At 65.4% G+C, this 15,684-nt stretch carries 11 protein-coding genes; 4 read left to right on the forward strand and 7 right to left on the reverse strand.

Going from position 1 to position 15,684, the window contains the following annotated elements:
* From ACVINW_RS32475 to ACVINW_RS32485, 3 genes are read left to right on the forward strand one after another with little or no spacing between them, the layout of a single operon-like run.
* On the forward strand, positions 1–741 hold the full coding sequence (locus ACVINW_RS32475) for an ABC transporter ATP-binding protein (RefSeq protein WP_456755035.1): 741 nt from the start codon (positions 1–3) through the stop codon (positions 739–741).
* Positions 738–2,156 (forward strand): glycosyltransferase family 4 protein, encoded by a 1,419-nt coding sequence (locus tag ACVINW_RS32480; protein ID WP_456755036.1) that lies wholly within the window; start codon positions 738–740, stop codon positions 2,154–2,156. Before ACVINW_RS32475 ends, ACVINW_RS32480 begins: the two co-directional genes overlap by 4 nt.
* A 7-nt stretch (positions 2,157–2,163) precedes the next feature.
* Positions 2,164–3,474, forward strand: a complete 1,311-nt coding sequence (locus ACVINW_RS32485; protein WP_456755037.1) for an O-antigen ligase family protein — start codon at positions 2,164–2,166, stop codon at positions 3,472–3,474.
* 109 nt (positions 3,475–3,583) lie between these two features.
* On the opposite strand, the gene ACVINW_RS32490 is transcribed toward ACVINW_RS32485, so the two are convergent.
* Complete coding sequence (locus ACVINW_RS32490) at positions 3,584–4,819, reverse strand: ABC transporter substrate-binding protein (protein WP_456755038.1); 1,236 nt, start codon at positions 4,817–4,819, stop codon at positions 3,584–3,586.
* A 250-nt stretch (positions 4,820–5,069) separates the two neighbouring features.
* On the opposite strand from ACVINW_RS32490, the gene ACVINW_RS32495 reads away from it, so the two are divergent.
* Positions 5,070–7,133, forward strand: a complete 2,064-nt coding sequence (locus ACVINW_RS32495) for a carbamoyltransferase C-terminal domain-containing protein (RefSeq protein WP_456755039.1) — start codon at positions 5,070–5,072, stop codon at positions 7,131–7,133.
* Here the strand turns inward: ACVINW_RS32495 and ACVINW_RS32500 are convergent.
* The 6 genes from ACVINW_RS32500 to ACVINW_RS32525 form a co-directional block, all read right to left on the reverse strand.
* Positions 7,093–8,028, reverse strand: a complete 936-nt coding sequence (locus ACVINW_RS32500) for a DMT family transporter (RefSeq protein ID WP_456755040.1) — start codon at positions 8,026–8,028, stop codon at positions 7,093–7,095. The two genes, ACVINW_RS32495 and ACVINW_RS32500, sit on opposite strands and share 41 nt — an antisense overlap.
* Positions 8,029–8,112: 84 nt before the next feature.
* Positions 8,113–8,982: an NAD(P)-dependent oxidoreductase gene (locus ACVINW_RS32505; RefSeq protein ID WP_456755041.1), complete on the reverse strand. Its 870-nt coding sequence runs from the start codon at positions 8,980–8,982 to the stop codon at positions 8,113–8,115.
* 10 nt (positions 8,983–8,992) lie between these two features.
* A protein-coding gene (gene prfB / locus ACVINW_RS32510) for a peptide chain release factor 2 (RefSeq protein ID WP_456755042.1) occupies positions 8,993–10,124 on the reverse strand; the annotation gives its coding sequence in 2 pieces (ribosomal slippage) (positions 8,993–10,054 and positions 10,056–10,124; 1,131 coding nt in all).
* 106 nt (positions 10,125–10,230) lie between these two features.
* Entirely contained in the window at positions 10,231–12,732 is a 2,502-nt protein-coding gene (locus tag ACVINW_RS32515) for a penicillin-binding protein 1A (RefSeq protein WP_456755043.1), read from the reverse strand.
* Positions 12,733–12,998: 266 nt separating this feature from the next.
* Entirely contained in the window at positions 12,999–14,324 is a 1,326-nt protein-coding gene (locus tag ACVINW_RS32520) for an N-acetylmuramoyl-L-alanine amidase (RefSeq protein ID WP_456755044.1), read from the reverse strand.
* Between the two features lie 615 nt (positions 14,325–14,939).
* Positions 14,940–15,677: a hypothetical protein gene (locus ACVINW_RS32525; protein WP_456755045.1), complete on the reverse strand. Its 738-nt coding sequence runs from the start codon at positions 15,675–15,677 to the stop codon at positions 14,940–14,942.
* Positions 15,678–15,684 lie beyond the last annotated feature (7 nt).

Genomic DNA, 15,684 nt, shown 5'->3' on the forward strand with positions numbered 1-15,684 from the left:
ATGGCAAGCATCCACCTCCAAGACGCCTGCCTCGATTATCCGCTGTACGGCGCCTACGACTTCTCGCTGAAGCGCCGCCTGCTTGGGCGCCTGTTCCGGCAAAGCAGCGAGATGCGCACCATCCGCGCGATCGACAACTTCTCGATCGAGGCGAAGGCCGGCGCGCGCATCGGGCTCGCCGGCCCGAACGGTTCCGGCAAGTCCACTTTGCTGCGGCTGATCGCCGGCGTGTTCCCGGCCACCAGCGGCCGGGTCGAGACGACAGGCAACGTCGTGCCGTTGCTCGGCCTGGGCGCCGGCGTCAATCTCGATTTCGTCGCCGCCGACAACATCAACCTGCTGCTGCGGATCTCCGGCCGCAAGCCGACGCAAGCGATCCTGGACGAGATCTGGGCGTTCACCGAGCTCGAGGAGCGCATGCAACGGCTGCCGCTGCGGATGTTCTCCTCGGGCATGCTGATGCGGGTGCTGTTCGCGACCGCGACCGCCTTTCCCGCCGACATCCTGCTGCTCGACGAATGGCTCAGCGTGGTCGACGAGAAATTCTCGGCCAAGGCCGAGCAGCGGCTGCGCAAGATGGTCGAGACCGCGGCGATCGTGATCATCGCCTCGCACGACCACGCACTGCTGCGCCGGACCTGCACCAGCATCATCAATCTCGACCACGGCCGCATTGCCAGCACCGTCGCGCTGGATCCGCCCGTCCCGCATCACCTCGAGCTCAGAGAAATCAGCGCATGACAAAGATCCTGGTCGTCAGCGAGGCGCTTGGCGAGCCCAACCACAAGCGCGGCATCTTTCACTTCACGCGCGAGCTGATCCGCTCGCTGGCCGGCGCCGGTCATGAATTGACGCTCGTCGTCGAGACGACGCGCCGCTACCGCAAGCTGCGCCGCAGGCAGCAGCGGACGCGCCTGCTGCCCGAGGACTCGCGGCTGATCGAGCTGCTCGCGCTCTATCGTTTCCTCGACGAGACCGACATGAACTCGCCGATCATGCGCGGCGGCCTGCGCCGCACCGTCGACTGGTTCAAGCACAAGCTCAAGGCGGCGACCTCGCTCGAGTTCATCATCGCCTTCCTGCGTTCGATTCAGCTGCTGCCGACCAGCGTCAAGCGAATCGAGAACCGGACCGAGGGCCTCGAATACATTCCGACCGATTTGCGCCATCTCGAGCTGTTCGGCGATTTCCTGCTCGAGCCCGGCTTCTACAGCTATCAGGACACCTCGGCCCTGACCCGCTTGCCGCCGCCGCGGGTCGATGCGCGCGACTACGACGTCATCCTGATCGACACCCCGACCCGGGTTGCGATCAAGCGCCGCCGGAACGCCAAAGTGATCTGCGTCGTGCACGACCTGTTGCCGATCACCGATCTCAAGCTGGACGATATCGCGACCCGCCTGTTCCTGTCGCGCCTGTTCACGAGCGTGCAGCAGGCTGACGAGCTCGCCTTCGTCTCCAACTACAGCATGAACCGCTTCCGCGCCCTGCTGCCGCAATATGCGCATATTCCCGCGCGGGTGGTCTATCCGCGGACCCGTTTCGACGTGCCGGAAGTGCCGCTTGCGCCGGCGCCGGCGGCCGTCACGGCACGGCCGAGCTTCGTCGTCATCGTCTCGAACGAGCCTCGCAAGAACCTCGCGGCCGTCGTGCGCGCCTTCCGCAAGCTGCCGGAGGCCGATCTTGTCGTGATCGGCTATGCCGGCGGCGCCAACCAGGCGAGCAACCTGCCGAAGAACGTCCGCTTCTCCGGCTATGTCGACGAGCACGAGAAGGCGGCGTTGATCGCCGATGCGCACGGCCTGATCATGCCGAGCCTCGCCGAAGGTTTCGGCGTCCCGATCATCGAGGCATTCGCGGCCAATACCCCGGTGCTGTGCTCCGATATCGCCGTGTTTCGCGAGGTCGCGGGCGAGCTTGCGGATTATTTCGATCCGTTCTCGACCGAATCGATCTGCGCCTCGGTGCGGCGCGTGCTGGCGCAGCAGGAGCACTGGCGCGACCGGATCCGCGAGCGGCGGGCCGAGCTCGCCGACCGCTTCGGCCACCACACCCAGGCGCGCGACCTGCTGTCGCATCGGGCTGCCGCCGATGTCACGACCGCCGCCGCGGCGCTCACCGCGGCGATGGCGACCTTCAACGGCGCGACCGCGTAATCCGATCATGACCACCGAGTCCCACGCGATCGACGTCGCCGCCGAACCTGCACTGCAATGGCGCGACCGCGTCCGCGCCTGGTCCGGTACGGCCGCCTATGTCCGCGCCGCCGACATCCTGATGGCGCTGGCGGCGGCTTCGCTGCCCTGGTCGACGACGGCGCTCGCCGTTTTCATGCTGCTGTGGCTGGTCGCCGTGATCCCGACGATCGACTGGGAGCAGTTCGTGTTCGACCTCGCGCAGCCGGCCTATGCATTACCGGTCGCGCTGGTCGCGCTCGCGGCGATCGGTCTGGCGTGGTCGGAGGCCGGCTGGGCCGAACGGCTGCAAGGCGTCAAACCGCTCAGCAAGCTGCTGCTGCTGCCGTTCCTGCTCGGCTATTTTCAGCGCTCGCAGCGCGGGCTCTGGGTGTTCGCCGCCTTCCTGGCGTCATGCACGCTGGTGATGATCCTGTCATGGATCGTGCTGGCATTGCCGCAGCTGAGGTTCGCGCACACGGTGTCCGACGGCGTGCCGGTCAAGAACTACCTCGACCAGAGCCAGGAATTCGCGCTGTGCGCCTTCGCGCTGGCACTGCCGGCGTTGACGGCGCTGCGCGCCCGGCAATGGCGCATCGCAGCCGGTGCCGGCGCGCTCATCCTGCTGTTCATCGTCAACATGCTCTACGTCGTCTCGGCGCGGACCGCGCTGATCTACATGCCGGTGCTGCTCGTCCTGTTCGCCTCGCTGCATCTGTCCCGGCGTGCCACGCGCCTGCTGTTTGCCGGCGTCGCCCTCACCAGCCTGGTGGTCTGGACCACCTCGCCCTATCTGCGCCAGCGCATCGCCGACGTCGGGATCGAATATCGCGCGCACGATACGTCCGGGATCGCTTCGACGGCACAGCGCCTGACCTATTGGCGAAAGTCGGTGAAATTCATCGTCGCGGCGCCATGGCTCGGCCATGGCACCGGCTCGATCAAGCAGATGTTCACGCAGGATGCCGCCGGACAGACCGGCCTTGACGCCGAGGTGATCAACAACCCGCACAACCAGACCCTCAATGTCGCGATCCAGTGGGGGCTCGCCGGCATCCTGTTGCTTTACGCGATGTGGATCAGCCACGCCACGCTGTTCGCCGGCCGCGATCTCGTGAGCTGGATCGGGCTTGCAACCGTCGTGCAGAACGTCACGAGCTCGCTGCTCAACTCGCATCTCGCCGATTTCCACGAGGGCTGGATGTATGTGATCGGCGTCGGCGTCGCCGGCGGCACGGCGCTGCGCGCCCGCCGGCCGGAGAAGATTTTGGCGGACGGTGCCGCGGCACGTCGGGGATGACCGCGAGCGGCGCGACGAATACTCGGTGTCGTCCCAGCCTAGTGCGCAATTGCGCACGGGGGGTCGGGACGACACTGATGTTGCGGCACTACCTCTTCATACCGACCGCCTACCGCGTCGCCTCGTGCCCGACTTCGCCCGTGATCACGTCGCCGAACAGCTCCCATGCCGCGCCGTTGAACCGCATCAGCTGCATCTGCTCGATCGGGAAGTAGTCGTCCGGCGAGGTGTTGACCATGATGCCCGGCAGCATCAGGTCGGAATGGAAGTTCTTTAGATTGGCGGCCTGTTTCATCACGTTCTCACGGGTGAGATTGTCGCCGCACTGCTTCAAGACCTGCACCATGGCCTCGGACTGCACATAGCCATAGAGGTTGTTGGCGTTGCCCTTGTCGCCGTCGGGATAATACTTGTCCATGAAGGCACGCCAGCTCATGACTGCCGGATCCTTGTCCCAGGTCGGGTCGGTCGGATCCTTTAGATAGGCTGTCGAGATGATGCCCTTGGAATATTCGAGCCCTGCCGGCTTCAAGACCGAGGCGACCGAGGTCGCGGTGTTGGCGAGAAAGAATTTCGGCTTCCAGCCGAGCTCGCCGACCTTGCGGATCGCCTGCGCCGAGCCCTTTGGCGCCGCCCAGGAGAAGAAGATGTCGGCGCCGGAATCGTGCAGCGCGACGATCTGCGAATCGATCGAAGGATCGGACACCTCGTAGGACTTGTCGGCGATGATCATGCCCGCCTTGTCGCCGAGCCCATCCTTCAGGCCCTTGAATTGATCCTTGCCGGCGTCATCGTTCTGCCAGAACACCGCGATCTTGCTGTCGGGAAAATTGTCGCGAATGTACTTCGCATAGATGCGTCCCTCGCTCTGGTAATTGGGCTGGAAGCCCATCGTCCAGGGAAAGTTCTTGGGATCGCCGAATTTCGTGCCGCCGGAGGCCACGAACAATTGCGGCACCTTCTTGGCATTCATGTATTTCATGATTGCTGAATTGGACGGCGTGCCGAGCGGCTGGAAGATCAACAGCACCTCGTCGCTCTCGACCAGCTTGCGCGCCTGCTCGATCGCCTTCGGCGGTGAATAGGCATCGTCGTAGCTGATGAAGTTGATCTTGCGGCCATTGATGCCGCCCTGCTCGTTGATCATCCTGAAGAACGCGGCCTCGGTCTTGCCGATCACGCCATAGGACGACGCCGGGCCGCTGTACGGCATGATGTTGCCGATCTTGATTTCGGTATCGGTCGCGCCGGGATCGTATCTCTTCTGCGCGGCGGCCGGGCTTGCGATCAGTGCCGCACTTGCGAACGCCACGATCGCGCCAATATATCCAGAACGAGCCGGCATCGTTTCCTCCCGATTTTTGTCGTTGGTTTTGACGGCAAGTCTCGCAAGAGACGCATAGGCTGGCAAGCGCCGGGTTTTTCCGTTGGGCGAAACGGCATTGTTGCCTGGCGCTATTTATGATTGAAGATCGATCTGGGGATCACGAGTCGAGGCGTTCTGATTGCGTAAACCGGACATTCGTACCGGTCCGCGGCATCCGCGTTTTGCGGCCGCGGGCTATGAAATCACGCGCCGCCTCAGCGAACGTGCGATGGCCAAGCTTGGCCTGCACAAGGCCAATGGCGAGTTCGCGCAGCGCACGATCGCGTCGATCCGCGAGAGGCTGCAGCGCGGCGAGACCGTCTACATAGCGGGCCTCGCCTGCCCCGGCACCCACAACACCGGCGTCGCGCTGGTCGAGGTCACCCAGAAGGACGGCCCGCGCCTGATCGTCAACAACGAGGAAGAGCGCTTCTCCGGCAACAAGCACACCAACGAGTTCCCGCAACACGCGCTCGACGACATGCGCAGGGTGTTGCAGCGGATGGGCCGCGACATCGGCGACATCGCGGCCTTCGTCACGACGTGGGATTATCCGGCGCTGATGGCGATGCTGATCCGCACCTCGTTCGAGGAGGCGCCGGCCAGCCTCAAATTGCTGCGCGCGCCGATCGCGCCCGCGATCAACCTGCGGCAGATGGACCAGGTGCGGCGCATCTCGCGCAAGCTTGCGAAGATGTACGGGCTCGGCGAGCAGCTGCCGTTGATCTGCATGCCGCATCACGACAATCATGCGTGGTATTCATTCACCGCATCGCCGTTCGCCGAGCTGCGCGAGCGCGTCGCGATCGCGGTGCTGGACGGCACCGGAGATGTCGGCTCGATCTCGCTCTATGTCGCCGAGAACGGCGAGATGAAGCAGCTCTATTGCAATGAGAGCCTGTTCGATTCGCTCGGCGCCTTCTACACCGTGGTCTCGTCGAGCCAGGGCGGCTGGACCTGGCTCTCCAGCGAGGGCCGCTACATGGGCGCCGCCGCCTGGGGCGACATGAGCCGTGCGACCAATCGGTATTATTCGCGCCTGAAGGACGTGCTGCAACTCGGGCCCAATGGCAGCGTGCAGCTCAATCGCGCGATGGCCAATTGGTACGCCGATCCGGCCGACAATCCCTATCATCAGCCGCTGATCGATATTCTCGGCCCCCCGCTACGGCCCGACCAACTCTGGAATCCCGACGCCGTGCTGCGCGTCGAGGACATCAATCACCGCCCCGACACCAAGGACCGCGTCGACAAGGCGGCCGCGACGCAATTGGTGTTCGAGGACGCGATGATCCATGTCATCGATCATCTCCTGCGCATCACCGGCACCGACCGCCTGGTGCTGACCGGCGGCGTGGCGCTGAACGCGCTCGGCAACATGCGCCTGCTTGAGCATTTCGACGAGGCGTGGTTCGAACGCGCGCAGCGGCGCAAGACGCGGCTGCATATGTGGATCCCGCCGGTCCCCGGCGATCCCGGCGTGCCGATCGGCGCCGCGTGGCTGTTCGCGCACATGGCGGGCGCACCGCGCGGTGCGCCGCTGTCGCACGCGTTCTATTGCGGCCTGGCGCCGTCGAATGCCGAGATCACGGCGGCACTGCAAGCCGACGACGTCGCCTCGATTGTAATCGGCAATGCGGCGACCTCGGAAGGCCGCGATGCGATCGCGGACCTGATGGCCAGCATGGTGGCACAAGGCGGCGTGATCGCGATCTATCAGGGCGCGGCCGAAACCGGCCCGCGCGCGCTCGGCCATCGCTCGATCTTGGCCAATCCCTGCGATCCCCAGGTGCGCGAGCGCCTCAACGAGCGCGTCAAGTATCGCGAGGCGATCCGGCCGCTGGCACCGATGGCGACGCTTGAGGCGGCGCGCGATCACTTCCAGCTGGAAGACGGCGCCTCCGACGGTGACTACAACGCCTACAATTACATGGTGCTCACGGCGCATTCGAAGCCCGAGGCACGCGCGAAGATTCCGGCCGTGGTGCATGCCGACGGCACCGGCCGCATCCAGATCGTGCGCGAGGCGGACGATCCCCTCACCTACGCCTATCTCAAGGCGCTCGGCCGCTACATCGGCGTCGAGATGTCGGTCAACACCTCGTTCAACGTCGCAGGTCCGATCGCACAGACGCCGGCGCAGGCGATGGACACGCTGCGCCGCTCCAAGGGGCTCGATGCCGTGGTGCTGGTCGCCGATGACGGCAGCGCCTACGCCGCCTGGCACGGCGGCGAGCGCGACAGCGGACGCTTTACCGGATGGTATGCGGCGTGGAAGCAGGCGCGCGGCTGAACCAGCCCAGCACGCGGCCGTCGATCAGCAGCAATGCGCTTGCGATGACCAGCGCGCCGATCACCTCGCGCAGCGCAATCGGCTCGCCGAGCACGAGATAGCCGAGCAGCATCGCGGTGACGGGAATGAGCAGCGTCACCAGCATCACATTGGTCGGCCCGGAGCGCTGCAGGATCTGAAAGAACACGATGTAGGCCAGTGCCGTCGACAACGCCGCGAGCCCGAGCACGGCGAGCCATGTCGTCGCGTGCGGCATCGGCAATAGCCACGGACGGTCCGCCACGGCGGCGATGGGCGCCATCATCACGCCGGACGCCATCATCTGGAATGTCGCCGTCCCGAGCGGCGGCACGCGCTGCGGCAGCCGTCGCCCGACCAGCGCCGCGATGCCGTAGCTGAAGGCACCGGCGAGGCACAGCAGGATGCCGATACCCTGCTTGCTCTCGAAGCCGCGCGCATCGCCATGCAGGATCGCAACGCCGAGCAGCCCGACCACCACGCCCGCCACGCGCTGCGCCTGCACACGCTCCTCGCCGGCCGCCGCCATCACGACCACAGCGAACAGCGGCGTCGTCGCATTGAGGATCGAGGCCAGCCCGCTCGGAACATAGGTCTGTCCGGATACGATCAGCGAGAACGGCAGCACGTTGTTGAACAGCCCCATCGCGGCAAACGGCGCCCAGCCGGACAGGCCGCGCGGGCGTTCGATGTTCCGGGATCGCAGCAGCGGCAGCAGGATGATCGTGCCCAGCACCACGCGCAGCAGCACCAAGGTCAGCGGCGGCAATTCGCGCAGGATCACGCCGTTGAAGAAGAACGAGCCACCCCATAGCACCGACAGCAGGCCGAGCAGCGCCCAGTCGCGGCTATCAATGCGGTTGTCGGCGGAAGGCATGTCGGGCACTCACCTGCAATCGCACAGGTGACTAACGCAGGCGCGCGGATATTCCCACCCGATTTCCGTGAATGGCGGCCCTGCCTATTTCTGCCGCGACACGATCTCGATCATCTGGCCTTCGTCGCCATCGGGCGCATGAGCCTTGGCCTTGTCGTAGGCCACGAGCGCGGCGCGGCTCACGGGCACGCCGGGCAGCAGCGTCTCGGCCAGACGCACGGCGTAGTCGGCATCCTTGTGGCGCAGCGCTGCGGTAAACGAAGCGCCGGAGAAATTGCGGTCGATCATCCGCTTGCTGTGGCGGATCACCTGCGGGCTCGCGATTGCGCCGGAGGCCAGGGCTTCGGCGACCAACTGCATGTCGAGACCGGCCTGCTCGGCGATCGCGACGCCTTCGGCAAGGCTTGCGATCTGCACCGCGCCGATCAGGTTGTTGATCAGCTTGAACACGGTACCGGTGCCGACCGCCCCGAAATGACGGATCGTGCTGCCGATCGGCGCGAGGAACGGCTGCGCGCGTTCGAGATCGGCCGGATCGGCGCCGACCAGCAGCGTCAGCTTGCCGGCAGCGGCCGCCTCCGGCAGGCCGGTGACGGGACAATCAATGTAGATCAGGCCGCGGCTATTGAGCTCGCGCGCCATCTCGAGCGTGTGCTGGTAGGAGACCGTCGAGCATTCGATCGCGAGCGTGCCGGCCTTCATGGTGGCGGCGGCGCCGTCCTTGCTCAGCCAGACCGCGCGCGAGGCCTCGTCGTCGGCGACCATGGTCACGACGGCATCGGCATCGATCGCGGCATCCTCCGGCGAGGTCGCCCAGATCGCGCCGCGCGCGATCAGGTCCTCGGCCTTGGCCTTGCTCCGGTTCCACACCGCCACGGTGAAGCCGGCGTCGAGATAACGGCCGGCCATGCCGTGCCCCATGCGTCCCAATCCGATGAATGCGACGCGCGGCATGGCCTAATCCCTAATCCACATCCTCGACGGAGCCGGGCCCGGTGCCGAATGCACGTTGCGCCAGCGTTGCCGCCATGAATTCATCGAGGTCGCCATCCAGCACGCCGGACGTGTCGGAGGTCTGCACGCCGGTGCGCAGGTCCTTCACCATCTGGTACGGCTGCAAGACGTAGGAGCGGATCTGGTGTCCCCAGCCGATATCGGTCTTGGCGGCCTGATCGGCTGCCGCCTGCTCCTCGCGCTTCTTCAGCTCGATCTCATAGAGCCGCGCGCGCAGCATGTCCCACGCCTGCGCCCGGTTCTTGTGCTGGGAGCGGCCGGCCTGGCAGACCACCGCGATGCCGGTCGGAATGTGCGTCAGGCGCACCGCCGACTCGGTCTTGTTGACGTGCTGACCGCCGGCGCCGCCCGACCGCATGGTGTCGGTACGGACATCGGACTCCTTGATCTCGATCTTGATGGAGTCATCGATCACGGGGAAAATCTGCACCGACGAAAACGACGTGTGGCGCCGCGCGTTGGAATCGAACGGCGAGATGCGCACCAGCCGATGCACGCCGGCCTCGGTCTTCAGCCAGCCATAGGCGTTGTGGCCGGAGATCTGGATGGTCGCGGACTTGATGCCGGCCTCTTCGCCCTGCGACTCCTCAAGGAACTCGATCTTGAAGCCGTGCTTCTCGGCCCAGCGCGTGTACATGCGCAGCAGCATCTGCGCCCAGTCCTGGCTCTCGGTGCCGCCGGCGCCGGCATGGACTTCGAGATAGGAATCGAACTTGTCGGCCTCGCCCGAGAGCAGCGCCTCGAGCTCACGCCGGGCGACCTCCTTCTTGAGGTCCTTGAGCGCCTTCTCGGCCTCGGCGACCACGCCGGCATCGTTCTCGGCTTCGCCGAGTTCGATCATGCCGACCTGGTCCTCAAGCTCGCGCTCGACCTTGCCGATGCCCGAAAGCGCATCCTCCAATGAGGTGCGCTCCTGCATCAGCCGCTGAGCCTTCTGGGGATCGTTCCAGAGATTGGGATCTTCAGCGAGCTTGTTCAGCTCAGCGAGGCGTGCCGTCGATTGTTCGACGTCAAAGATGCCTCCTCAGCAGCCCGACTGACTGCTTGATCTCTTCAACAAGGCGTTCGATTTCCGCGCGCATGGTCTTTCAGGTGTTGGCTAAAACGGTTCCGGGGGATGTAGCGACCGGCGCAGCAAAGCGCAATCGGCTTGGCGGCCCTATCCCGGCGATTTGGACCTGTCGGCCGTTAGTACAGCCCCCCGGTTCCCGGGCGCATGAAGAAGCCGCCGTCGGGCTGCCCGCCACTCTGCGACGGCTGCGGGCCGGGCGCGGGGCCGCGGCCGTCGGCATCGGCGACACCGATCACCGAATAGTTCTCCGGCGGCGCGGTGCCCGGCTTGAAGGCTTCGAGGATGGTGTTGCCGCCATCGCCCGGGCCGGCGCGCATGCCGGTCTTGGCATCGACGCGGATCAGCTTGATGCCGGCCGGCACCTTGAACGGCGTCGGCGGCTTGTCGGCGAGTGCAAGCTTGAGGAAGTCGCGGGCGATCGGCGCTGCAACATGGCCGCCCGTCGCGGCACGGCCGAGATTGCGCGGCTTGTCGTAGCCCATGTAGACGCCAACAGCGAGATCCGGCGAGAAGCCGACGAACCAGACGTCCTTCTCGTCGTTGGTGGTGCCGGTCTTGCCGGCGATCGGCTTGCCGACCTCCTTGACGACGGTCGCGGTGCCGCGCTGGACCACGCCTTCCATCATCTCGGTGATCTGGTAGGCCGTCATCGGGTCGAGCACCTGCTCGCGGCGGTCGACCAGCTGCGGCTCCGGCTGGCTCTTCCAGCCGCCGGGCGCGTCGCAGCCGCGGCATTCGCGGGTGTCGTGCTTGAAGATGGTGTGGCCGTAGCGGTCCTGGATGCGATCGATCAAGGTCGGCTTCACGCGACGGCCGCCATTGGCGAACATCGAATAGGCGGTGACCATGCGCATCACGGTGGTCTCGCCGGCACCGAGCGCGTAGGACAGATAGTTCGGCAACTCGTCATAGACGCCGAAGCGCTTTGCATACTCGCCGACCAGGGGCATGCCGATGTCCTGGGCGAGGCGCACCGTTACCGTGTTGAGCGAGCGCTGCAACGCGTTGCGCAGCGTGGTCGGGCCGTAATACTTGCCGGTCGAATAGTTCTCCGGACGCCACACGCCGGCGCCCTGCCCCTGATCGATCTCGATCGGCGCGTCGATCACGGTGGTCGACGGCGTATAGCCGTTGTCCAGCGCCGACGAGTACACGATCGGCTTGAACGACGAGCCGGGCTGCCGGTAGGCCTGCGTCGCGCGGTTGAACTGGCTCTGGTCGAACGAGAAGCCGCCGACCATCGCGAGCACACGGCCGGTCCACGGATCCATCGCCACCATGGCGCCGGAGACTTCAGGCAATTGCCGCAGCCGATACTGGCCTTCGACCGGATTGCCGTCCTTGGTCACCAGCGGGTCGGCATAGATCACGTCGCCCGGCTGCAACACCTGCGAGACCGCCGTCGGCGCCTTGCCCTTGGACTTGGCCCAGCGCACGCCGTCCATCGTGATGATGCCGGTCTGCCGCTCCTTGCTGACGGCGCCGCCGAGTTCGCGGCCCGGCTGGAAGCCGATCCGCGCCGACTGGTCGTTGCTCTCCAGCACCACCGCCATCCGCCAGGGCGAGATGTCGGAGAGCGATTTGACGTCGGCAAGCTTGACGCCCCAATCGCCTGACGCGTCCAGCTTGTGAACCGGCCCGCGCCAGCCCTGCGCCTCGTCGTAGTTGACGAGGCCGGCGACCATGGTCTTGCGCGCCATTACCTGGATCTTGGGATCCAGCGTGGTGCGCACCGACAGGCCGCCCTCATAGAGCTTCTTCTCGCCATAGCGCTCGAAGATGTCGCGGCGGACTTCCTCGGCGAAATATTCGCCGGCGAAGATGTGCGCTCCGTTGGAGCGGTTGGTGACGTTGAGCGGATCCTTGCGCGCCTTGTCGGCGTCGGCCTGCTTGATCCAGCCGTTTTCCAGCAGGCGGTCGATCACGTAATTGCGGCGCTCGATGGCGCGGTCGCGGTTGCGCACCGGATGCAGCGCGGCGGGCGCCTTCGGCAGCGAGGCCAGATAGGACGCTTCCGCGATCGTCAGCTCGTTGACCGATTTGTCGAAATAGACCAGCGACGCGGCCGCGATGCCGTAGGCGCCGAGCCCGAGATAGATCTCGTTCAGATAGAGCTCGAGGATGCGGTCCTTGGAATAGGCACGCTCGATACGCATCGCCAGCAAGGCTTCCTTGATCTTGCGGCTGAACGAGACTTCGTTGGTGAGCAGGAAGTTCTTGGCGACCTGCTGGGTGATGGTCGAGGCGCCCTGCGGGCGGCGATTGGAGCCGTAGTTCTGTGCGTAGAGGATCGCGGCGCGCGCCATGCCCGAATAGTCGATGCCGCCATGCTCGTAGAAGTTCTTGTCTTCGGCGGCGAGGAACGCGTTGATCACGAGCTTCGGCACCGCCTGGATCGGCAGATAGAGCCGGCGTTCCTTGGAGTATTCGCCGAGCAGCGCGCCGTCGGCGGCATGCACGCGGGTCATCACCGGCGGCTCGTAGTCCTGAAGCTGCGAGTAGTCCGGCAGGTCCTTGGAGAAATGCCAGATCGCGCCGGCGACGGCCGCGACCCCGACCAGGAACACGACCGTTCCGGCGGCGAACAAGAAACCCAGAAACCGCACGAGCAGGCGCATTATCGACGTTCCGTTCCTACCCTCGGGCGCCTAATGGTTCGAAGCGCCTGTCCAAAAGTGCGAAGCCTCACCCAACGATGCCTCCCCACAGTGAGGCTTCCAACAACGAAGCTTGGCCCAGCGAGCCGCCTTGCGCACGCGAATATACAAGAGCCGCCGGACAATATGGTCGATTCTGCGGACCTGCGGTCCCCTGTCTATACCGTCGCCGCTGTGGCCAAACTAGGGCTTCCGGGCCACGGCGCCGGCTTTTCAGTCGGCCGATTTCACTTTGCCGGTCCGGCAGTTGCCAGCCGTTTGGCAAAGAACGCGTCGATCGCCTGGACCATCGAGCCGACCGCCTTGTTGCGCCAGTTCTCGGAGACCAGATGTTCGAGGTCGCCCTTGTTGGAGACATAGCCGATCTCGACCAGCACCGACGGCACGTCGGGCGCCTTCAGCACCCGGAAGCCGGCCGATTTGAGCGGATTCTTGTGCATCCGCACCGTGGTCTTCATCTCGTCCATCAAGAGACGGGCGAAACGGTTGGAGAAGGTCTTGGTTTCGCGCTGCGCGAGGTCGATCAGGATGTCGGCAACCTCGGTCGGCTCGTCGGTCAGGTTCACGCCGGCGATGGCGTCGGCCTTGTTTTCCGCTTCCGCCAGCCGCTCGGCCTCGGCGTCAGAGGCCTTGTCCGACACCGTGTAGATCGTGGCGCCCTGGGCGTCGCCCTCACGGCGCGGCAGCGCATCGGCATGGATCGAGACGAACAGCGCCGCGGACTGCGAGCGGGCGATCTTCACCCGGTCGTTGAGCGGGATGAAGGTGTCGTCGGACCGGGTCATGACCACGCGATATTTGCCCGATTTCTCGATCCGGTCGCGCAGGGCAAGGCCGAAGCCCAGCACCAGGTTCTTCTCGGTCTGGTCACCGGATTGGGTGCCATTGTCGATGCCGCCGTGACCGGGATCGATCACGATCAGCGGACGCGGGTCGGTGGTCGTCACCGGCGGCAGCGCCGCGGTCGTGACTGCCGGAACGGTCGCGGTGGTGGATTCGGAGATCGCCGGCTTCAGTTCGGGCCGGCTCTCCGGTGCGAGCGACTGCACGAAGCTGGTGCGATCGACCTCCTCGAAGTCCAGCACCAGCCGCGGCGGCTGGCCGTTGGCGGCGTCGAGCACGTAGGAGTTGGCGATCTTCACCGGCCCGTTCAGGTCGAACACGATTCTGGAGCCGCCGGGCATCACGAGCCCGTAGCGAAACGCCTTCACCAGCCCCCGCCCCGTCGCACCGGTGCCGGCGGGGAGCTGGAAATTGACCTGCGGGATATCGACCACGACGCGATAGGGATCGGCCAACGGGAAGGCGCGAAATTCGATCTTGCGATCCAAATCGAGGATGAATCGGGTCTGCTTGTCATCGCCGGCGATCCTGGCGCCGGATGCGACCGGGAAATCCGACGTGCCGGCGGCCGTGGCACCGGCGGCCGGTGCTGCCTGTCCATTCTGCGGACCCTCGGCCGCGCTGGGGGCACTGGCCAGGGCAAACACCAATGCTGCAGCGCACAACAGGCCGCCGCCCAGAAAAACAAGGTGTTTTGCGCGGTTCTCCACCCGATTCGGAGCCTCCCAGCTGCTTCTTACCGCATTAGAACCGCACGGTTAATCGCACCCTAATGACGCTCCAATGAAAAGAACCGAGTGTTGCGGCGGCGTGACGCTTCCCTTGCACGCGGCGGTCAATCCACGTATGTACGGGATGCTGACGGCTAGTACTCCCGGTTGTGTCGCGTTCAGCCTCCCGGTGCAGCGGTGGAATCTTCCAAGTCGAAGATCCCGCCGTGTTTTTCCGGTCCCTCCCCAGCCAGCGCCGCGCGCGGCTGACACGGAGTGGCGGATTCAAGCCCGAGCGGCGTCCGGTCCCAGACACACTCCCTCGCCAGAGGGACGGTTTGAGACACGGCATAACCGATTATCCGGTCCCTTGGGGCCTCGATATGCGATGGCCAGCAGGGGCTTCGGCGCCGGGCTGGGCTTTCAGCAAAAGATACGGCGGTATTTCTCGCCGCCAACATGTTTAGACGGGCCGACGCTTAATGCGCCAGACTGCATTGCCGACCAGGATCTCCCGAATGATCGCGCTGACGCGAGGTGAAAGCCTCGCCCGTCGCATCATCCCGGTGGGTTCCCGTCCGGCGCTGTGCCGCGAGATGCGTTTTGGCCTTCCCCTCACCCCCGAATCAGGTGGACCGTCGCGTCACCGGGCGGCGCAGTTTGCGCGCGCCATGATCCGCGCCCGCCGCCGTCAAGAGCTCCAAAATGCCCAACAAGATGTTGATCGATGCCACCCACCCGGAAGAGACCCGGGTCGTCGTGGTCCGCGGCAATCGCGTCGAAGAGTTTGATTTCGAGACCGCCCAGCGCAAACAACTGCGCGGCAACATTTATCTCGCCAAGGTCACGCGCGTCGAGCCGTCGCTGCAGGCCGCCTTCATCGAGTATGGTGGCAACCGTCACGGCTTCCTGGCCTTCAGCGAGATCCACCCCGATTACTACCAGATCCCGGTCGCCGACCGTCAGGCGCTGATCGAAGCCGACGAGCGCGCCCATCGCGAGGCCGAGGAAGAGCACGAGAACCGCGGCCATCGCCGCCGGTCGCGTCACCGCAATGCCCGCCGCCGCGGCCATGGCGACCGCGTCCAGAGCGAGGTGATCGAGGGGGCTGCCGAGGCACAGCCGCAGCCCGCGATCGAGGCGCACGAACAGCCGGTCGATGCTGAACATCATGACCATGAGGCCGGGCATCACGATCATGGCGTGGTCGCCCATGAGGGTCACGAGCATGAGGCGCATGATCGCGCCCATCACGAGGACCACGAGCAGCACCACGATCACGCGCATCATGACCATGGTCACGACGATCACGGCCATGATGACCACGATCATGCCCATGATCACGACGACCATGATCACG

It is taken from the genome of Bradyrhizobium sp. USDA 4461, assembly GCF_054055655.1.

Coding starts and splice junctions, on each gene's coding strand:
- ACVINW_RS32505 (WP_456755041.1), bottom strand. CDS start 8,982: ATGCCGCGCGTCGCATTCATCGGATTGGGACGCATGGGGCACGGCATG.
- ACVINW_RS32515 (WP_456755043.1), bottom strand. CDS start 12,732: ATGCGCCTGCTCGTGCGGTTTCTGGGTTTCTTGTTCGCCGCCGGAACG.
- ACVINW_RS32495 (WP_456755039.1), top strand. CDS start 5,070: ATGGCCAAGCTTGGCCTGCACAAGGCCAATGGCGAGTTCGCGCAGCGC.
- ACVINW_RS32475 (WP_456755035.1), top strand. CDS start 1: ATGGCAAGCATCCACCTCCAAGACGCCTGCCTCGATTATCCGCTGTAC.
- ACVINW_RS32480 (WP_456755036.1), top strand. CDS start 738: ATGACAAAGATCCTGGTCGTCAGCGAGGCGCTTGGCGAGCCCAACCAC.
- ACVINW_RS32485 (WP_456755037.1), top strand. CDS start 2,164: ATGACCACCGAGTCCCACGCGATCGACGTCGCCGCCGAACCTGCACTG.
- ACVINW_RS32525 (WP_456755045.1), bottom strand. CDS start 15,677: ATGGTCGTCGTGATCATGGGCATGATCGTGGTCATCATGGCCGTGATC.
- ACVINW_RS32500 (WP_456755040.1), bottom strand. CDS start 8,028: ATGCCTTCCGCCGACAACCGCATTGATAGCCGCGACTGGGCGCTGCTC.
- ACVINW_RS32490 (WP_456755038.1), bottom strand. CDS start 4,819: ATGCCGGCTCGTTCTGGATATATTGGCGCGATCGTGGCGTTCGCAAGT.